Annotated in this window: 10 protein-coding genes and 1 pseudogene; 4 read left to right on the forward strand and 7 right to left on the reverse strand. The window is 41.9% G+C overall.

Features of this window, described 5'->3' with window-relative positions; genetic code table 11:
- Window positions 1–450 (forward strand): DUF4238 domain-containing protein (locus V2H77_RS03710; RefSeq protein WP_341497730.1); only part of this gene is annotated, 450 nt, incomplete at its 5' end.
- Window positions 451–527: 77 nt separating this feature from the next.
- Here the strand turns inward: V2H77_RS03710 and V2H77_RS03715 are convergent.
- Window positions 528–1781 (reverse strand): dicarboxylate/amino acid:cation symporter, encoded by a 1254-nt coding sequence (locus V2H77_RS03715; protein ID WP_341497731.1) that lies wholly within the window; start codon window positions 1779–1781, stop codon window positions 528–530.
- Window positions 1782–2271: 490 nt separating this feature from the next.
- Between V2H77_RS03715 and ybfF the strand changes: the two genes are divergently transcribed.
- On the forward strand, window positions 2272–3045 hold the full coding sequence (gene ybfF / locus V2H77_RS03720) for an esterase (protein ID WP_445935457.1): 774 nt from the start codon (window positions 2272–2274) through the stop codon (window positions 3043–3045).
- Window positions 3046–3099: 54 nt separating this feature from the next.
- Here the strand turns inward: ybfF and rtxA are convergent, their stop codons facing one another.
- Both rtxA and V2H77_RS03730 read right to left on the reverse strand, forming a co-directional pair.
- A complete protein-coding gene (gene rtxA / locus V2H77_RS03725; protein ID WP_341497733.1) occupies window positions 3100–13290 on the reverse strand; it encodes an MARTX multifunctional-autoprocessing repeats-in-toxin holotoxin RtxA in 10191 nt (3396 codons plus the stop codon).
- A gap of 795 nt (window positions 13291–14085) precedes the next feature.
- Window positions 14086–14295 (reverse strand): annotated as a pseudogene (locus V2H77_RS03730) (antitoxin Xre/MbcA/ParS toxin-binding domain-containing protein); the annotation flags it as partial.
- Between the two features lie 232 nt (window positions 14296–14527).
- Here V2H77_RS03730 and yefM point away from each other — a divergent pair.
- Entirely contained in the window at window positions 14528–14782 is a 255-nt protein-coding gene (yefM, locus tag V2H77_RS03735) for a YoeB-YefM toxin-antitoxin system antitoxin YefM (RefSeq protein WP_049584289.1), read from the forward strand.
- Entirely contained in the window at window positions 14782–15036 is a 255-nt protein-coding gene (locus V2H77_RS03740) for a Txe/YoeB family addiction module toxin (RefSeq protein ID WP_049584288.1), read from the forward strand. Before yefM ends, V2H77_RS03740 begins: the two co-directional genes overlap by 1 nt.
- A 93-nt stretch (window positions 15037–15129) precedes the next feature.
- On the opposite strand, the gene V2H77_RS03745 is transcribed toward V2H77_RS03740, so the two are convergent.
- Genes V2H77_RS03745 through V2H77_RS03760 form a run of 4 tightly spaced genes read right to left on the reverse strand, consistent with a single transcriptional unit; the run spans window position 15130 to window position 20065 of the window.
- The gene (locus V2H77_RS03745) at window positions 15130–16476 is read right to left on the reverse strand and encodes a Tc toxin subunit A-related protein (RefSeq protein WP_341497734.1); all 1347 of its coding nucleotides are present in this window, start codon (window positions 16474–16476) and stop codon (window positions 15130–15132) included.
- Window positions 16395–18086 (reverse strand): hypothetical protein, encoded by a 1692-nt coding sequence (locus tag V2H77_RS03750; RefSeq protein ID WP_341497735.1) that lies wholly within the window; start codon window positions 18084–18086, stop codon window positions 16395–16397. The genes V2H77_RS03745 and V2H77_RS03750 overlap by 82 nt, the downstream gene beginning before the upstream one ends.
- A gap of 33 nt (window positions 18087–18119) precedes the next feature.
- On the reverse strand, window positions 18120–19742 hold the full coding sequence (locus V2H77_RS03755) for a neuraminidase-like domain-containing protein (protein ID WP_341497736.1): 1623 nt from the start codon (window positions 19740–19742) through the stop codon (window positions 18120–18122).
- Between the two features lie 20 nt (window positions 19743–19762).
- Window positions 19763–20065 carry a Tc toxin subunit A gene (locus tag V2H77_RS03760; protein ID WP_265378607.1) on the reverse strand — a complete coding sequence of 101 codons (303 nt, stop codon included), beginning with the start codon at window positions 20063–20065 and terminating at the stop codon, window positions 19763–19765.
- Between the last annotated feature and the right edge of the window lie 345 nt (window positions 20066–20410).

Here is a 20410-nt window from a genome sequence, read left to right on the forward strand (position 1 = left end):
GAACCTATTTTAATTAATAAAATACGTGAATTCAGTAAAAATCACTGGTGGTTCATACATTGCTTCTTTGGCATTAATCTAGGATACGACTTATATATAAATAAATCTTATGAGAAAAAAATCATAAGAAATCAAACATCTTTACCTTTTATAACCTCTGATCACCCTGTAATTAATATCAACCCTTTAGGGAATAAATCAGAATATATTGATTACTATTACCCAATTTCTACAGAGTTTGCTCTCTTAGTAACATCAAGTAACCATTGGAAATCTATTAAGAATAATATCACTTATGATGTAGTTGATTTCCTTAACAAGGAGATATGTGAAAATTCAGGAGACACAATATATTCAAACTCTAAAGATATCATAGAAAGATATAAGAAAGATTTTAATAAAAGAAAAATTATCACGTATTTTAATAATAAACGCAACACGCTATATTGATTAGAATTAATGCCGACCAAAGGCCGGCATTATTTTATTAATTGGTCATCGAATAGATAAAAACCTAAAGATTTTGCTTATTTGGCATTTAACACTTCGTTTAATTTGCTTTCATCAAGCTGACGACAACGTTTCGCGACCACAATCGTTGCAACACCATTGCCAATCAAATTTGTTAAAGCCCTTGCTTCTGACATAAAACGATCTATTCCCAATATTAGCGCCAGACCTGCTAGTGGTAAATGCCCAACGGCAGAAATTGTCGCAGCTAATACAATAAATCCACTACCTGTTACACCAGCGGCGCCTTTAGAGGATAAGAGCAATACAACTAATAGCGTTATTTGATGCACAATATCCATGTGAGTATTCGTTGCCTGAGCAATAAATACCGCAGCCATTGTCAGGTAAATAGAAGTACCATCTAAATTAAAGGAATATCCCGTCGGTATCACCAATCCAACAACAGATTTCTGGCATCCCACTTTCTCCATTTTATCCAGCATCCGAGGTAATGCAGATTCAGAAGATGATGTTCCCAATACGATTAATAGCTCTTCTTTAATGTAGTTAATAAACCGGAATATGCTAAACCCTGTGGCTTTTGCGATTGTTCCCAAAACAAATACCACAAAAAGAATACAGGTGATATAAAAGCAAACTATTAGCTGCCCTAATTGTACCAATGTGCCAATACCATATTTCCCGATGGTAAATGCCATTGCGCCAAAAGCCCCTAAAGGCGCTAATCTCATTATCATATTAATGATGCCAAAAATAACATGAGAAAAACCATCAATAATATTAAAGATTGGTTTTCCTTTATCTCCTAAACGATGAAGGGCAAAACCAAATAACACAGCAAATAATAAGACCTGCAAGATATTACCACTAGCAAACGCCCCAATGACACTAGCCGGAATAACATCAAGTAAAAATGCTATTATCCCTTGTTCAGCAGCCTTCTCCGCATATAGGGATACCGCTTTAACATCTAACGTAGAGGGATCGATATTCATCCCTGCGCCAGGCTGTACAACATTGACGACAATCAATCCGATAATCAAGGCAATGGTGCTAACTATTTCAAAATATACCAGTGCAATAGCGCCTGTCTTACCAACGGCTTTCATACTTTCCATACCTGCGATGCCGGTTACAACGGTACAGAAAATAACAGGAGCAATAACCATTTTGATTAATTTAACAAATCCATCACCTAATGGCTTCATTTCTGCACCAAGCTGTGGGTAGAAATGCCCCAGAAGTACGCCGATGGTTATTGCAACCAAAACTTGAAAATAAAGACTCTTTAGTAAATTTTTCTTCACTTCTTAATTCCCTAATCCATAGTAAAAATCAGATTCTATTTATTCTTATTAGAACGGTGTTGTTGTTGTTAAATGTACTTTATACCTTTATTTAATAAAATATAAAGTAAATTTTCATCATTTTTTCACAAAAAGTTAAAATTAACACACAATTTTTTAAGATATAGATCACATAAACACACAATCAATAACCTCACTAAGATGATTGAACCAATAATCATCTCATAAGTTATTTAAACCTTTCCATTTAAAAATATTATTTACTTGAAGAACGTTTGTTTTTCAATCCATTAAGTATTACCTTGAAAAAACTAACAAGTTTTTGATACATGAACATTTTGATAACAATACAATTATAAGAAATTATTAACTATAATTGTACAGCCTGGTTGCTTTTTTATAATTTAAGCAACAATATACATGACATGATATCAATACCTGAAAGAAAACAATTCTCATCATGAAATTAGACACCCCGTTAAATTACCATATGCAGATACCGGAAAATCCGCTCTCTTCTACCCCTGTGGTATTAATCCACGGGTTATTCGGCGATCTCAATAATCTCGGGATCTTGGCCCGTGATTTGCAGCAATACTATCCCGTCATTCAAATCGATGTACGCAATCACGGTTTATCTCCACGGGCCAATAATATGGATTACCACGATATGGCCCAAGATGTTATTTCCCTGCTGGATCATCTGCAAATTCAGGCTGCCATTATTATTGGTCATTCAATGGGCGGTAAGATCGCTATGGCAATGACCGCACTAGCGCCAGAACGGATAGAAAAAATTGTTCTTATTGATATAGCCCCCGTCGCCTATCAGGTTCGCCGTCATGACCAAATTTTTACCGCACTGAACAAAGTGACAGAAGCCGGCGTTAAAACCCGTCAAGATGCCGCTAAAGTTATGCGAGAAAATATTCAGGAGGAAGGCGTCATTCAGTTTTTACTGAAATCATTCCATCAGGGGGAATGGAAATTCAATTTACCGGTATTAATTGACCAGTATGAAAAGATCAGCGGCTGGCAAGAAATTCCTACATGGCCTCGTCCTGCCCTATTTATTCGTGGGGGCCTCTCCTCTTATATCCAGGAAGAGTACCGGAATAATATCGCCAGACAATTTCCACAAGCCAAAGCTTGGGTTATCGCCGGTTGCGATCACTGGGTTCACGCAGAAAAACCAGACGCAGTTTTAAAGGCAATTCATCGCTTTCTTAATACTGATACGGAATTAATGCAGCAAACCGGTTAATTAGCGATAAAAGTGGCTCACCTATCTTGAGCCACTTGATTATCAGGAATTTAATTAGGCAAATTTCCCCTTACCAATCGTGACATCTGCCCACGCTGTCGTAATAGCCATTTTCGCCTGACTTTCCAAACCCTCAATGAAACCATTATCACCCACGGTCGGAGCAAAACTGCTCATTGCCTGGATCAAAGAATCCACCGCATTATCTGACAGAGCCGTAAATTCGCGCTCCCCGAATGCGTTCTTATCACCTATCTGTGTCACCAATTTGGCACGATTGCCGTTAAAGTAATCATTAACGGTGATCGAACCCACCGATTCAAAGATCCCCTGCGCACTGTTGCCCTGAGTATGGCGATTCACCGACAACACCAAATCATATCCGCTACGCTGCAACCACAGATTTTGCCAGTCAACGCCGTTAAACAGAATCATATCTTCTGCGCTGATATCACTAACCAACGTATCAATTACCTCTCCGCTAACCACAAAGCTGTCAGCACCCGAGCCTCCCTGGAAGCGGTTCTGGTACCCGCCTAGCACCAGTAAATCCTGCCCCTCACCGCCATCAAACTGGCTGAACTTCGAAATAGCCGCCGCTATTAGATGATCATCACCTTCTCCGCCGTTGATTACTGCGTAGTAGCCCATCAATTTAATCGCATCATTGCCGGAACAACCGTCGATCCGGTTGTCATTACCAAATACTCTGGCAAAGTCATTACCTTCACCTAATTCAACCTGGTTGTTATTACCGATAGTGACAACATAATCCTGACCTTCACCGCTATCCACCCGGTTATAGTTGCCGGAAGTAACGACGTAATCCTGACCGCTACCAGCATCAATAAAACCACCTTCACCAAAGACAAACATCTGGTCGTTGCCTTCCCCCATAAAGGCATGGTTAATCCGCCCGGCCGCCACCGCAGTATCGTCCCCTTTACCGCCAAACATCCAATTTTCCCGACCCATCAGGACGCCCAGATCATTGCCTTCGCCGCCGGTAAAGATGTTAGAAGTACCAATGGAATAATAAACATCATCACCGCGACCACCCCAGAAATTGTTGTTATCGCCCAAATAGGCACCGAGATCTTTACCATCGCCGCCCCAGTTGAAGTTATAATTCCCCAACGATATATGGATATCGCCATCATCATGCAAATGGCCGCTGTTACGCAGGAAATCAAACGTTTTTTCCTCCATATTAAGCAAATCAGTCGTCAAGTTCTCTTTCAAATGCGTGACTAAAGACTTCATTTCTGTTTGCTTATCTTTACTAAACATTGTCGCAAACAGATTAGGGAGATTTAGTGAGTTAAAGCCAAATGTAGGTTTTGCTTTATCATCGGCCTGATCGCGCTGTCCATTGATGTTCACCGAAGATTCCGGTTCACGATTTGCATCAGGCGCTTTCTCTTGCAGTCCATGACTTTCTGCAAACGACCTGATGCCATCCTCGCCCATATTAATGCCCGCTCTCAAGCCATCAAGCAACTTTCCCGGGTTAGTAAAGGCTTTCAATTGCTCACCACTAAACTCCCCAATAAGCTCTAGCATCTCTCGCAGAATCGCTTCGCCATCAACTTGTTCTCCTGTGCGGGAAACAATTTGCCCTTCTGCGGTGTAATTCACGCCAAAGATATCCGCTAAGGTAGTATCCGCGTTTACACTTGCTAATCGACCAAGCAGCTTATTCTTAAGCTGACGCGGCAGGTCTTGCGGATTATAGGTAAAGGTAGTTTTCGCCATACCGGTTGCTGAATATTGCTGAGTCATCAGACCAAACAGCGAGCCTAGATTGGTATCCATAATCGACTGGATATGATCACCGAACATAAAATTCCAGTTACCGGCGGTCACCTGGATATCTGCCCCTTGACCACCGACGGCAAAGTTAAAAACTAGCTTCTCATTAGCCTGACGGAATTTATTCGCACGGCTCATGGTACCCATATTAGTAACGTTGCTGGTTAGCCATTGGTGATATTTTTTGTTCAACATCGCTTCAATATCTCGCTTCAAACCGCGGCTACTACGTTCATGCTGTAAATCCAGATCAACCAACGTCTTGTAGTTCACACTGCTGGTTTGATCCAGACGGGACATATCTTGCACAAACTTCTCCGCACCGGCGATGGTCCATTGCTGTTCTTGTGCGATTAACCAATCCTGTTCTTTGCCAGAGTAGGCAATATTTTGTAGTACGCCGGTAACCTGCATCACACCATCAAATGGATTAACAAGTGGCGGTGTTGGAATGGATTTATCCATCATCACAATCAAATCATTACTGCTGCCCTGATTGAAGCTGACGTTACGATTACCGATAAACATCTGCGCCCCTTCAAGCGCTTGGTAACCATTGATATCGAAGCTGTGTTTGCTGTCACCATCACCGATATGAACCATCACATTATTGTCACCAAAGGCCAGCGATTTAAAACCACCAGCGCCTACTTTGATACCGATGTTTGATGTTCCCCAGTTAACAGCCGTAAATTCACCTTCACCCACATTAACCTGAATATTTCCGGAGTAGCTAAGCTGATTATTCGATTTATCGTTGGAGTCAATCTGAATGATATTTTCACGCTTCTTTGGCGCAATAAAAGGACGACGATATTCTGCAACTGCCCCTCTCGTCACCGCATCAGCCTCAGTGTATCCCACCTTGGAAAGAGTGATGTCACTTTCAGTAATACCGCGAACAACTCTTTCCGTACTCGTCGTCAATTCACCCTGTTTACCCCATCCGAATACAATTTTGTTATCAGGCAAGTTATTAACCCATTGGTTATTTGCATCACGGGTAAATTTACGGCCTGTTGCATCAATCGCGACTTCGCTACGGCGGGCGGAAACATTACTGCGAATACCTTGCTTATCTAACTCGGTGATAAAACGGCGGGCAAAACCGTCCCGTTTGTCATCACTTATCAAAGAACAACCCACAATGCTGATATGGTCGGGTTTACTCGCCTGTTTAAAATCATGACTAAACTGTTTTAGTCTCACAGCCAATTCATCGGCAGTGTAACCACTCAAGCGAATGTTATTTTGCTCTGACATATCACGACCATGACCGACAATTTGCCAACGTAACTTACCGGAGACTCTAGCAGGGTCGCCATAAACGACACGATATTTACCGTCAGCATCAAGTTGCGCCACCACACTGGAATCAGGGTGTTTACCGGCCAAATTGGCGGCAGCTTTGGCAACGACCGGATCATCCTCCATTTGAATAATAACCTGATGGCTAAAACGAGTTGCACGATCATCGGTTTGTGGTGTGACAGCCACCGGCTCCCACGCTTTTGCATTTTTGTTTTTAATGATGTCACTTGATGACAGTTTTTCCAGTAACGGGCTCGCCGCATCCCCCTCAACTGTCGCTTTAAGTATTAGTCTGTTTGCTGCCGGATAAGAGAGGACTTTATCGATATTCGACTTCACAAAGCTGGCAGCTTGCTTAAAGTTGTCGCTCTCGACTTCAACCAAAACTGTCTTAGTTTGCTTACCTTGTTTAGCTGTCACTTCCAAAGTGATATCACCTTCTCGGTAATCAACTACACGCCCAGTGACGTTTGAACCTAAGTTAAATACCTTGCCTTGCTCTTTTAATGCACGCAATACGTAGTTTTGTTCACCCTCACGTGACGTTTTCCAAACACCGTCATATCCCGCAATGGTTCCCTTTTCAAACCGATTGAATTGAACATAGAAGCTTTGATCCCGCTGTTCACTCGCCTGAAAGTTATAGCTGGTCAGGTAACCTTTATGAAAAGAATCCATAAAACGGCGAAAATCGTTATAGTTCGCAAATGATTTGGCGCCAAAATTAGGATCATAGAATGACCAAACGGTTTGCGTGTGTTCTTTATGTACCACCACTGACATAGCATGTTGTTCAGACATAAATGTCATGTAGGTCGATTTTCTCACATGACGCAGCTTATCCATGACAGATTCATAACCTTCAGCCTCATAATTCAATGCATTATTGATATTCGGCCCGGTCAGCCCATTGGCTTTTAACTTACCGCTATAAGCCGCGTTGGCTTTTCGCTGCATAGCCACTGTCGAGCTATCCATCGACTGGCTGTACTGCATTGATAATAAATCTTCAATCGCTGAACCAATATTTTGCCGACGATATTGGTTGAGCAAAGCAGATTCAATCGAGTGGATATCAGTTTTCTTATTGACTGATTTATCGTTGTAAGCTTTAACCGCATCTTTCAACCACAGCATATAAGCTTTACCGCCCCCCAAGCCATGCACCCGCTCTTCGATCAAGTAGCGAGCCGATAGGGCAAAGCACAATCCCTCAAGGAACTCTTTTGACTCAACCTTATTGCCGTTCGTCAGGAGTACACTGCCAATCTCAGGAATGATTTTCCTCAGTTTCTCCAACAGATTGCTATCCTGGCTAAAATGGAATGAATAAGCTTCTAACTCTTTCCCATGCGCGATAAAGTCAAAAATTTTATTATCAATTTTTTGTAAAACATCCCCTTTTATTGCCTCACGATGTTGAGAAGATGTTGTCAGCAGATTTTTATCCATAGAGAATCGATTATTAACCTGCAACCGATTAATCATGTTTTCCGCATCTTTCAGTATGGTCAGATCTTCTTCCATCAATCCTGCACTGAATCGCCCATCTGCTTGTATGACAAACTCAGGGTTAACATGGCTGTTGGTTTCAACCATAGCCGTTGACTGATAAGCTTTTCCAGACAAGCCGCTGCCAAGTGCGCCCATACGCTGTGGCTTAGCCTTGTCACTCTGCTTCGCGCTCTTCGCATCGGTTTGTGCCTGAACCATTTTACCTTCAGCGACAGCAATATCCTGTTTGCCTCGATTCTCCGCCTCCTGACAGGCAACGTTAGCATCATTTTTCGCTTTTTCTGCCTGCTGCTGTTGTAACCGTGCTTCTTCCTTTCTTAATTCTGCTTTTTTATAGGCTTCTAATAAATCTTGTTGCACACCAATACGATGCTGCTCACTTTTCGCTATACCGGCCTCCGATTGCACAATCGCTTTTTTTACTTTTTGTTGATTATCAGTAACATTTTGCTGAACATTAAATAACTCGTCCTGTGTAGTAGATTTGGTGTGCTCCCATTTACTCTGAACATTACCCAAAAATCCGGCAGCAAATTGATTACGCCATTGGTCACCTGATTTACCGTGGTAATTATCAAAGTCATTCAGTACATCCAAGCCTTGAGTCATGGAAAGCAGTTCATCTGTTACTGCTTGTGATTCTTCTTTTATCGCATCACGCTGCGCTTGCCCATTGGTGTTTAGCGCTGCCTGATCCGTTGATTCCAGTTGAGATTGCACTCCTGCAATTGCTGTCAGTTGCTTCTCTTTTTCTTGTTCTAAGATACGGCGATCTTCTTCGGCTTTATCTTTATCGCTTAACGCATTTTGCGCTGCTTTATCCTGTTTTGCGTGTTCAATAACAACCTTAGCTGGTCGTGCGCTCTCAGATTTCGCAACAATATTATCGAGAATATAACCTACGCCATCATTTAAACCTGTACCTTTAAATCCAATTCGGTTACTACCCGTTTTTGCTGTCAGCTCCAGCGTTTTGTTTTGCCATCCAGCAGCATCTCCAGAAGTTGAGAATACCCGTTCACCATTCCAGAAAACTTCCATACCATTGTTGGTAAGATAAGCATTATGACGATTGGCAAAATCAAAATTCAGTGAAATAATTTCTCCCTCAAATAAGCTCTGTAGATCCTGATAAATCATGGTGTTTACATCCGCATCAAGTTCACTGACTCGCTCTCCATGCCCCTCTTTATCAAGACCGTAAGCACCGGCTGAGTGATATGCTTCAATGCCATTAGTTGCCAGCCAGCCGTAGTTACCTTGTTCAAAATTACCATTGATGATCAGATTGGCTTCCTGTTCCGGATCATCGCCCTCATTAATATTCAATGAATTATGGATATTTTCGAGCTCAGGCGCTTCGACCGCGGTTACAGAACCATTCAGACGACTACTTAAATCCGAACTTACCTGCGCAATTTCATCCATCTTGAAACCGTTAATAGCGGAAACTTCGGTTAAGTTAATCGCCCCACGGCCTTTATGGGTTCCAGATGTATTAGCTTCCCCGCCTTGAACCAGATAGTTGATCGCCTGACTGCCCCCCACACCTAACGCCGTCTGTTTGATATGTTCAAAGAAGGAAGAAAGTTTGTGACTTTGCGTATTGCTTTCTGCAACAGAGAAACTATAGAAATCACCGTTACCAATCTTAATCGCCACGTTATTGCGTGCATAGGAAGCATTGATACCCAAACCATCGCCTACATGGATATTCGCATTGCCTTTGCCCTTCATAACCGCAACATTAAGACCATTCCCGATTTTGGTATTGACGTTATATTCACCCCACACTGCGTTAACGGAAACACCATCACCCACTTTGGTATTCACATTCAGGTCGCCATGCGTCGCCGTCACATTTAAGCCATTCCCCATCGTGGTGGTAATATTCGCTTTGCCTTTTGCCGCGGTAGCCTGCATGCCGTCACCCACTTTAGTGACAATATTTCCTTCACTCCATAAGGCATTAAAACTGTCGCCATTACCCACCTGAGTCACAATGTTAGCCTCACCTTTGGCAAGCACCACATTGCGCCCATCACCGACCTTGGTAATAACATTAGCTTTACCCCAAGCGCCGGTGTAATCATCACCGTGACCGACATGAGTGATAATATTGGCGTCCCCCTGAGCAACCGTCACTTCTTGTCCATCACCCACTTTGGTTATGATGTTTGCTTTACCTTTCGCGAAGTTATAACGGTCACCATGCCCCTTTTGCGTCAGGATATTAGCCTCTCCGCAAACCGCATTAATAGCGGCGCCATTCCCGATTTTGGTAATGATATTGGCTTTACCTTTAGCAAACCCCACCGTTGTACCATGACCAATATGGGTCATAACATTACCCACATTCGACACAAGCAGACCAACGGTCGTCCCTTCTCCAACTTTGGTCAGAATATTACCTTCGCCAAACAGTACGCCAGCGGTCGTCGAGTTGCCCACATGAGTAATAACGTTAGCTTTCGCCCCTGCAACAACCCCCATAAAATCATTACCGGTTTTGGTGACAATATTGGCTTCTCCCAGCGCCAAAACACCAGTTAAACCATCGCCGACATGGGTCATGATATTGGCCTGACCAAACATTGCCGCCAGCGTTATACCATCACCGACTTTGGTCATCACGTTCAGTTCACCAGCAAACAAACCAATACTGGGGCCATTACCCACATGGGAATAAATATTCGCTTTACCTATCATCAAAGCAGTTGTCAGATCATTACCGACCTTGGTTAACACATTAGCCCCACCGATCATGGCAGCAAAGGTATTGCCATTCCCCGCATGGGTAAAGATATTGGCCCCGCCCATCATTGCTGCCAACGTCATGCCGTTACCCACTTTAGTCGCGACATTGCCTTTTGCCAGCATCAGGGCCACACTCGTCCCCTCGCCAATATGGGTAAACACATTGCCAACCGCCGCCATCAGCGCCAACGCATCACCATCACCCACTTTAGTAAAGATATTTACTGCGCCCCCCATCAGCGCCCACACATCACCTTTACCAACATGAGTAAAGAAGTTGCCTGCACCAATCATGGCTGCAATCACAGCCCCATCCCCGACTCTGGTAAAGATATTGCCTGCTGCCCCCATCACGCCTAAAGTCTGACCACCACCGACATGGGTCAGTACATTGCCTATACCAAACATAGCGCCAGTAGTATCGCCATCGCCTATTTTAGTCAGGATATTGGCGCCGCCGAGCATCACACCTACCGTATTCCCGTTACCTATGTGAGTTAGAACGTTTGCGCCACCGCCCATCACGGCCAACACATCGCCTTGCCCTTTCTTGGTAAGAACATTCGCCCCACCCAACGCAATTGCCCTGGTATTCGACATTTCAGCATCATCAGTAATATGCGTGATAACGTTAGCCCCACCGAGCATACCGGAAACCAAATCACCTGCGCCGAGCTTAGTCAGCACATTGGCGCCGCCCACCAATACCGAGGAGACATTGCCATTACCTTTTTGGGTCATGAGATTAAAACCGCCCGCCCCTAACCAACTTGCTCTACCATTGCCTATCTGCGTGTGCGTGTTGTAACCACCCAACATGAAAATCTGGCTGTTGCCATTGCCTTTGTGGATTGAAATATTGCCAACCGCCAGAAGACGTGCCAAATATCGTCCATCTCCGATACGGACGAAAACATTTACCGCACCACCAGCATGAATGTCCATATCTCCACGCTGACTTTGATGAACAACGACATTTGCCAGACCTGTGCCGCGGAATGTCAACTTGCCCTCTTCCCCCTTTTTTACAATGACGTTCGCGGCGCCGGCGCCTTCAAAATTGACATTGCCATAGGTGACACTGGATGTAATAACGTTTCCACCGCCAGCGCCATCGAATTGAATATCACCGGAGCTGTCGCCACGGTTAGTAGATGGGTTCACCAGTGCTTGCTGACGGTATTCTTCGGTATGTGCTAACCGCTCCGAACCATACCGCATCGTTGCATTAAGGCTATATTGAATCTGGCTTAACACGCAGCTACCTGCACTTATCGAGTGGTAACCATTTGCGGATGAAATATCTTCATTAGCCAGATTATCGGTATAATCACCCGCTTTGGACCACGCATTGACAAAGTATTTGAGTTCCTGCGTGATAGGATCATTTACCAGTTCAACCACCACCACTTTGGTGTATGATTCCAGATATTTAGCATACACATAAGTATTGGGTTGACGGTTCGATCTCACCGCGGAAACATCAAACTTCTGGCAATTGATCGCACTCTCTCCCATCTTTGCATCAGAGAGAGTGATATCTTCCGCTTTGACCGTTGTCCCACCGGCATAAATAATCCACTCGTTTTCAGACAAACCCGCTTCAACGGCATGAATAGTCACCGGCTGATGATGTTCAACCATTAAATTGAACAGACGGTAAGCATCATTGATGTTGATATTGACAAATCCATTACCGGAAGAAATCTTCGTTGAAGCGAGGCCATTCAGGTGATTACCCTCTTTATACCAGGAGGTGGCGTAATAATTGAGCTTACCGGTTTCCGGGTCATTTTGGAGCTGAATTTTGCTGATTTTTGTATACATTTCGTCAGCAAACGCAAAGAGATAAGTATCAGGTTCAGTCGTTGATTTGATTCCTGTTACTTGCTGGGCTTCTTGAATCCAAGTTCCGCCCATTGTTGCTGTGGTTAATACAATATCTTTAGCCTTAGCATATTCCATCGCCTCATCACGAAAGCTGTTATTCACACCTATTCTTGATATTTGGTTGTAGGCTCCGGCACCGGAGAAATTGATATTGCCATGTGCAATATTAGAATAAATTCTGTTATAACCACCGACACCTTCGAAAGAAATATCACCACGGGTTTGTACGTAAACATCTTCCTTTTGGCGAATACGTTTAATTCGGTTCGATGCCCCTACGCCACTCAAGGTAATATCACCCTCTTTACCTTTACGTACAATATGATTATCAACCCCAGCACCTTCGAAAAAAATATTACCGAACTCTGTCCGCGAGCTAATACTATTTGCCGCACCTGCCCCATAAAATGTGACATCGCCACGGCTTCCGTTGTAATTGTCATACCAAGTGCGGTCAATTTTGTTACCCGCGCCAGCGCCATCAAAGAATAAATTGCCCTGATTGGTTCCGTGCCATAATTTATTGTAGCCGCCAGAGCCATCGAAGCTCATATTACCCGTAAGACCATCGCGGTTCATTTCGTTATAAATAGCCGCACCGGTAAAATCCAGATCACCGTGATGACCAGTGTGATCCATAATAACGCCACCCGCAGCGCCAAAAAATGAAACATTACCATCACCATTTTTATTAATATCGGCGTAACCCGCGCCACCTTTTACTGTCAGATCACCTGTGGAATCTTCAACGGATAAATATGCCGCGCCACCGACTACGGTATCATTACCTGTGCCGGTATAGACTTTGGCTGCAATCGATCCTAACGTAATATGGTCATTCCCTCCTCGGGCATAAATGTAGCCGCCAAATCCAATGGCATCAATGTCATTATCATTGTCATCAGCGAAATAATTCCCGGTAAAGAAATATTCTGCGCTCCTGCTTGATGATTTCCCCATAAACAATCCCTTAGTTTAATAGAAGTTAAAACCGTACTCGACAGATATAATGGTTAGGTTGAAAATCTCATTTTTTTAACAATACAAATCCTTTTCCCTCCCTCAGCAAAAAGAGATAACAGAGAAAATTATTAGTAACGTTATATACCCGTTATCAAAGAGCATAACTTTTCGGAAGAAACAGATATTCCTGCTCAACGATTGGGCTTTATTTGAGATATTTAATACAAGAATGAGTAGGTTATCCCACCATTATTTCACTCACCTATAATTTCGTTCCCGGCATATAAAACAAAGGGAAACCACTCCCCGATTGACATGCAAACCAGAGAGAATTTATATAAAACTTTTAGACACATTTTTGCCTAGAAGACAATTTATTTATAAATAATACACAATAAAACCTTAAACTCAGAAAATACCTAAACTGATGTATAGACAAATACTTTAAAATAAACTTATCGAATAAAATAAAGCCAAAATTCAAAAACAATATTTAACGCAGAAAACCTATCTCTTTCACATAAGATATAACGTTTCGCTAATTATGATCAATTATTTATTTTATTTTTATAAAAATATTACAAATATATTTATATATATAATATTAATTCCAAACCAATAATATATATTTACAATAATAACAATTTAAAATAATTAACATGCATTATATTTAATGTAAGCCTGACACCTATTCTGACGTTAAAAAAATGCCCAGTTCACATTTGACTGGGCATTAATGTAGAAAAGACAGGTTAAAGAAGGAGAATGATTTTTCATAATTCTATAGAAAAATCACGAGAATACTCCATGCTCCAGACGCCCGATAAGGCCTAACACTTCAAGTGAGCCACTTTCAGTTGCAATAAGAGACATTGGAGTGACTGCACCAAGGCTCTTAACAGGACTTTTTAACCATGTCCATGCTTCATTCTTATTTCCGCCAAAAAGTTATACTGCGGCATCAAACACACGAATTAATCGTGCAACACGCTCGCTCTCTTCGGCAGAAAGAATGCAACCTGCATTTTTTCGGCTGACAACGTTTAGCTCTTTATATTTGTATTTGTCAAAGTTGTACATATTACACCTTAGTCAATCTGATAATAATGACCGCTATACTACAAATTACGAACTTAGAAGCTTGCAAGATACAAAAACAATCGTACAATATGTTGTACGATTAATGGATATTTCGTTGTATTTTTCAAGTTATTTCTTGACATAGGTGGGACAAATGAAGGTGTTAACTTACTCAGAAGCAAGACAAAATTTTTCTAAGACGATGATAAGTGTCGTAAATGATTGTAGCCCAGTGATTATCACTCGTAAAAATGGCGAAAGTTGCGTACTTATGTCATTAGCTGATTTCGAGTCTTTGCAAGAAACAGCTTATTTAATGAGATCACCAACTAACACCAATCGCCTTATGGAATCTGTCTCTCAGTTAAGAGCCGGAAAAGGGAAGATCAAGGAGCTGGATTTAGACTAATGAAAGTCACTTTTTCAAATAACGCTTGGGAAGATTATCTTTATTGGCAACAAACTGACCGAGCAATATTGAAGCGTATTAACAACCTAATCAAAGATATAAAAAGACAGCCATTTACAGGTATTGGGAAACCTGAGCCGCTTAAACACAATTTTACTGGGTTCTGGTCAAGACGTATTACTGAGGAACAGAGGTTAGTATACTCTGTTGAGAATAATGAATTATTAATAGCACAATGCCGCTTTCACTATTAAAAATGCCCTATATAGGGCATTTCAGAAATCTGATCTTGTCCAGTAAGCTATTGATACTCGACCATCTTATAATTTATTCTCCCGGGCGCCGATTTATCCATTCTTCATTTTACCTTTTACTTCTGAGGCAAACGATTTACCACCATCTAACGCGGTGTAGTGGAGATGAATCTGAATATCTTTCAACTGCGATGTGTAGATGTTGGGAATTAGGACATCAATCACAGACTGATCAGGGAATTCCAATGTCCAAGTTGAAATGGCTCCTGTTCCTTCGAAAGGCAGATAGCGATCATCATCAAACATCAAGGTGCACAGCCAGTTCTCTTTAGCGACGCCACCATCATCTTTTTCATTTAAGGAAGAGAGGGCAATTTGCTGTTGAGCACGTAGATTATTCGCAATATTTTTACTGCTACCGCTATTTCGGGTTGGGTCATAAAGCCAGGTTACCCCATCAATATCGGTACTGGTTAAAGTGGAACTGTGGGTTTGTGTCAGGATAGCGCTAATCTCCGTCGGTAATGCAGGGTAAGGACTGAGTGCGTTTACCAATATCGAAACGGAAATGCGTTTAATCTGGCGTAGATAATGTCCGGGATAATTCGTGTCGAACAGTTTAGAATTCAGCGTAAAACTCACAGCCTTTTTATTAATGATTTGACTTTTCAACCCATTTTCTGACAGCAATTGACTGAGAGAAATGGTTTTCTTGATATTCAAACGGTGTTCATTGCGTTGTAACCAAGCACTTTCCATTTGTAATAGATCAAGCTGCAAAGATTCCCCTGCCAGCAAACCCTGATAAGAATCATTCCACGCCGAGGTTTTGATAAAGCCTTGCCGCTGATAATCTCCGACTTCGTACCGCCAGCTTCTTTCCACCATCAAACACATAGAAAGTACCGCATCATAGGCTGGCGCATATAGTGCGGCGAGACGACCCATCAGCCACTTATAGGTTGGGACAATCAGAAAGCCAGATGTTATAAACTCATACAGCTCCCGGGCAGCGAATTGTTGTGCTTGGGCTTCTTTCAGGGCAATTTGAGAACTTTTGATTAGCAATTCCTGCTCTTTTAATTGCATCTCAATAATATTGATTTCGCTTTGAGCCTGCTTATATTCAATTTCCCATTCCTGACGACGGCGTTGGTACTCTGCTCCGTCTTGCAACCTGTCGGCAGTACTGCCTAATGCATCAGAAAAAAGGTCAGCAATGATGGCTACATTTCTAATAGGCGCTTCGGGCTTTGATCCCCCAACTGCCAGACCAAAAATATTGGGTACGGTTTCCAGTATCGCGCTGGAGGTAAGGAAAGGCGCAGACGACATTTTGTATATTCCTGATGCCACTTTCATGCTGATGGCTGAAATCTCCAAAGCAGAAAGGTTTTCCTCATATAAAACGTGATAATGTTGGTAGCGCTCTTCTGCCATTTTTTGCTGACTTCCAGCGTGACTTTCCCCATTTGCGCAAGTTGAAAGGCTTCTTGTTGCAGTTCCACGGTAAAAGCAGATAACCGGAGCACTTGCGATTGTACCAGCACGTCCTTTTCGGTATTAACTTCAGTTTCCATGATATGAAGTAACCGATGTCCCATTTCAATTAATTGTTTTACCGCGCTATTTGCGCTTTTTAACATCAATGGGAAGCGATAAGGGGGAATCTGCTGCTGCATATTGCTCAGCCCGCTAGTGAGATAACCAGCGTTTCTTTGCGTCAGGCTCTCTGCACTCGCAGCACTGGCATAAAGCGGCAACGGTTGTACTTTGCCATCCAGTGTCAAGCCATGACGCAGGTTATAGAGCCGACTGTTTAGCGTTTTTTGAAATTCAATCAGTTTTTCATTGAAAGGAGATTTAAATAAATTCTCAGCCATACGTACCTTGGTTTTCAATTTTTCTTTGATCTTTCCCAAGGTATCCGGCCGCCAATGACTAGCATCTAACCCCTCCGGTAATGTGCCAAGTAATTGCAAAGCCTGTTGATAACACAGACCGGCTTCGTTCAGGCTATCTCTGGTCAGTTGTCTGTAGAGGTTATCCCCTTCCTGTATCCACAAATTAATTAAGAATTGGAACAGGGTCTTCTGATAATAGACGGGCTGGTTGTAGGCAATAGTATCAGGATCGGCCGTTCTCATTGTTGGAGGAAGATCATTGCCATTTTCAACAATGGCGCGGGAATTCCACATTCGAATGTTGCTATAAGGGTCAAACAGGTAGTTGATAAGCCATCTGCGTGCATCATAGAAACGCTGCTCTTCATAAAGTCGGGAAGAGATTAAGAAAGGAAGATGGAAAAATAGTTCCCAGAAATATCGCCCGTTAGCACCATTAAAATCGACTTTTGTCGGTGAAGTTTCGTCATCCAACGCAGGCTCAAGCAAAGATTGAGTTTCCCATGCCAATACCTTGTCAATGGATTGCGTCGCCCGTGCGACTAATTGTTTGCCAAATAATGTGTTCAATCTAATGGCGATAGATTTGAATTTTAGGTTGGTTATATCCAGATATTGAACTTGCTTTTTATTTTTTTGTAACGTAATGGCAGGAATTTTATCGCTTTCTTCGATAGTAAGTTCATATATATTCTCGATAAATTGTGGTTCATTTTCTGGCTCAATTAATTTTGTAGTTAAACTAAAAGAATAAGCATTGATATTTTGTTTAAGATTAAAAATGATATCTTGTATTACCACCTGACCATCTAGTGGTAATTTTTGGCTGGCGTATTGTTCACCTTGCGGATATGTTTTGAAGATCAGCTCGGATGATAAATACTCCCAACCATCTTGGATCTTGTATATTTCTTTACGTAAGGAAATATTCTGTCCCTCAATGGAGAGAGACAAGTTTTTATCACTGAGATTCCATTGTGTACTGGCCTGAAATGCAACACTATCGATCCATGAAAAATCGTGGTTTTTGGTAAGCTTATTATCTTTCCATTCAGAAGGTAATAACTTGAAAAGTTGTGTTTCATCATAGCTGATAATAAAAACATCTGTTGGCGCATCTCCTCCAACCCACTCAAAATTAAACATTTTTATTGCCGTATCACTGGCAGGAATTTGAACTTACATTTGAATGTTCTTAGTATTAATTCCCCAAAAAAGCTCTTTAGAGGGGAACCTGTTAATGCTTAATAATTCTAACTGATAGCGTTTAACCAATGTGTTTCTGCAAGTTAACAGAAGATAAGTTCCGCCGCTTCCTACTTTACCCTCTAATTCCAGAAAAGGTGATTTACGCGGTTTAATACCATCATAACTATTCTTCGTTTCCTCCTTGGTCTCTTTTATGGTGAGAAACTTCGCTGTACCTGCATAGTGATGTTGTAACGTGTCTGGATTGCTGAATAATTTATACCACGTCGTAACAATAGTTTTTTCATTCTCTTGAGTCAGGGACTTCTTATCCACCAATAATAAGTCTCGCAATTCAAGGTAATAATCTTTGTTTTTCTCCCATTTGCTGCTGTCTTTATTTTCGGAGTTGTATAATAAAACCCCCATCCATTGGTCTCCGTCTACTTGTAGTTGTACATCCACCATAGCTATCAACCCAGGTTTATATTTTTCATCTTTCAAATAAGGGTTATCTTTATCAGGAACGCGCTGACCTTCTTTGGTGGGATATTCACCGTTGGCATCTTTACCATCCAGGCGGAGTAATACATTGGGCGGACTCCATTCACCATTGCTTTGTTTGAAGGTAAATTTCACATTGATGGCGCGATAATTGGTGGGTTTCTGATCTACCCCCATCAATGACGTCTCTTCACGCTCAACCCAGATTGCATATTGGCGGCCAGAAATCACAATGGGCCGAATTGCCAGCATAGTTCCGGATAAAGCCAGCGTGACTTTTTCCCATTCACTCCACGCCAGTGGGCTAATGACATCGTTGTTATCACGCAGCGTAATATCCAGTGTGCGCCAGTAATACTCTATAGGCTCGGCATTGCTTTTACCGATAAAGTGATAGCGATCGTTTTTGGGGTCAGTACCGTCGATATAGCCGCACATTAATTGCAGATTGCTGATCCGTTCAAATTCGGTCAGATAATGCAGAATGGCGGTTTGGATCATATTGTTGTTCAAACGTGATTGACCCAAATCGTTTTCCAGCGTGGTAAAGGCGCTGGTTTTACTCAGCCTACTGGTGGGGGAGATAAAGTTTTCCGGGAAGTTTCTTTGCTTTTGCCAAACTTGCCAACGGTTATATTGATTCAGAAAGCGCTCCCAGAACTGGGTTCGTTCATCACTGATGATTTGTCCCTCATAACCGGTTTCCATCCGGGAAAAGAGACGGAACAGATAGCGCTGCAAGCTGGCAATGCAAAAAGCCACTCTACTGGTATCGACTTCTTTAGTCACCAATATATCGGTCAGGAAATAGTTTGAAAGATCTTCAACGGTCGTAATATCCGATGAAGCATTGCTGGAAGGCGCCCAGCGCCGTAACAGATATTCGACCATCGCATCACGCCAGCGTTCATTAAGTGAACCACCTAGCTTGGATTGTACTTCGGAAGAGGTGGCGGCAAATAAGGCGCTGCTGACTTGATACCAATGATCATAGCTGGATTTCGTAGTCAGTTTAGCGATATCCAGTAATGGCTGGGCAGATATTTTACTCTTTTCGGCCAGTACTTTTAGACGCATGACGGTACTAACGTCAACGACATTCTGTGCCACTTTCAGGTCAAAATCGCTGGTTATCCGCAGAATCTCTTGACTTGACCAGCCAGAATTTCAACAACAAGGGGTAATGATTTACTGGTTTGATTGAGGTTTGTGCCATCAAGTAGTAATTTTTCAATATCCGGTCGTCGTTGGCTGATAAGCCGAGCACTCTTTTTATTGGCATCTTCTTCAAATAAACGGGATTGTTGATACAAATCGACCAAATAGGCCAAAGGGCCATCATTGGCTTCAGGTAAGCCCGGAAAACAATAGAGATCTTGGTTATCGTTAAATAGCGTTTTATAACTAATTCGTGATTCTATTTTATTTGCCATAAATGATTACCTTTTCAATAGAAAATAGGAATATTCATCAAATATCATAATGCTTCGATATTTGATGAATAGTATTACACTATGGCCTGTCAAGGTGTATTATCCAGGCTAAAATATATTTCTGTTTTAATAGTTTTTAAAAATTTATTTTATTTCAATGGAATCGCGAACTCATTTATGTTGATAATTACAACAAATCATTTTCTAACAAAGAATTAATTTCAGGTTTTACACTATTTACTTTTCAACTATCCACCAGCATGTCCATTAAAGTTAATATATACTTCCATTAATACTAAAGTATAAATATTTTATAATTAAAATGATTTTTTCATATATCTTAAT

The sequence above is a fragment of the Photorhabdus sp. P32 genome, assembly GCF_038085095.1.
Classification (GTDB): Bacteria; Pseudomonadota; Gammaproteobacteria; order Enterobacterales; family Enterobacteriaceae; genus Photorhabdus; species Photorhabdus luminescens.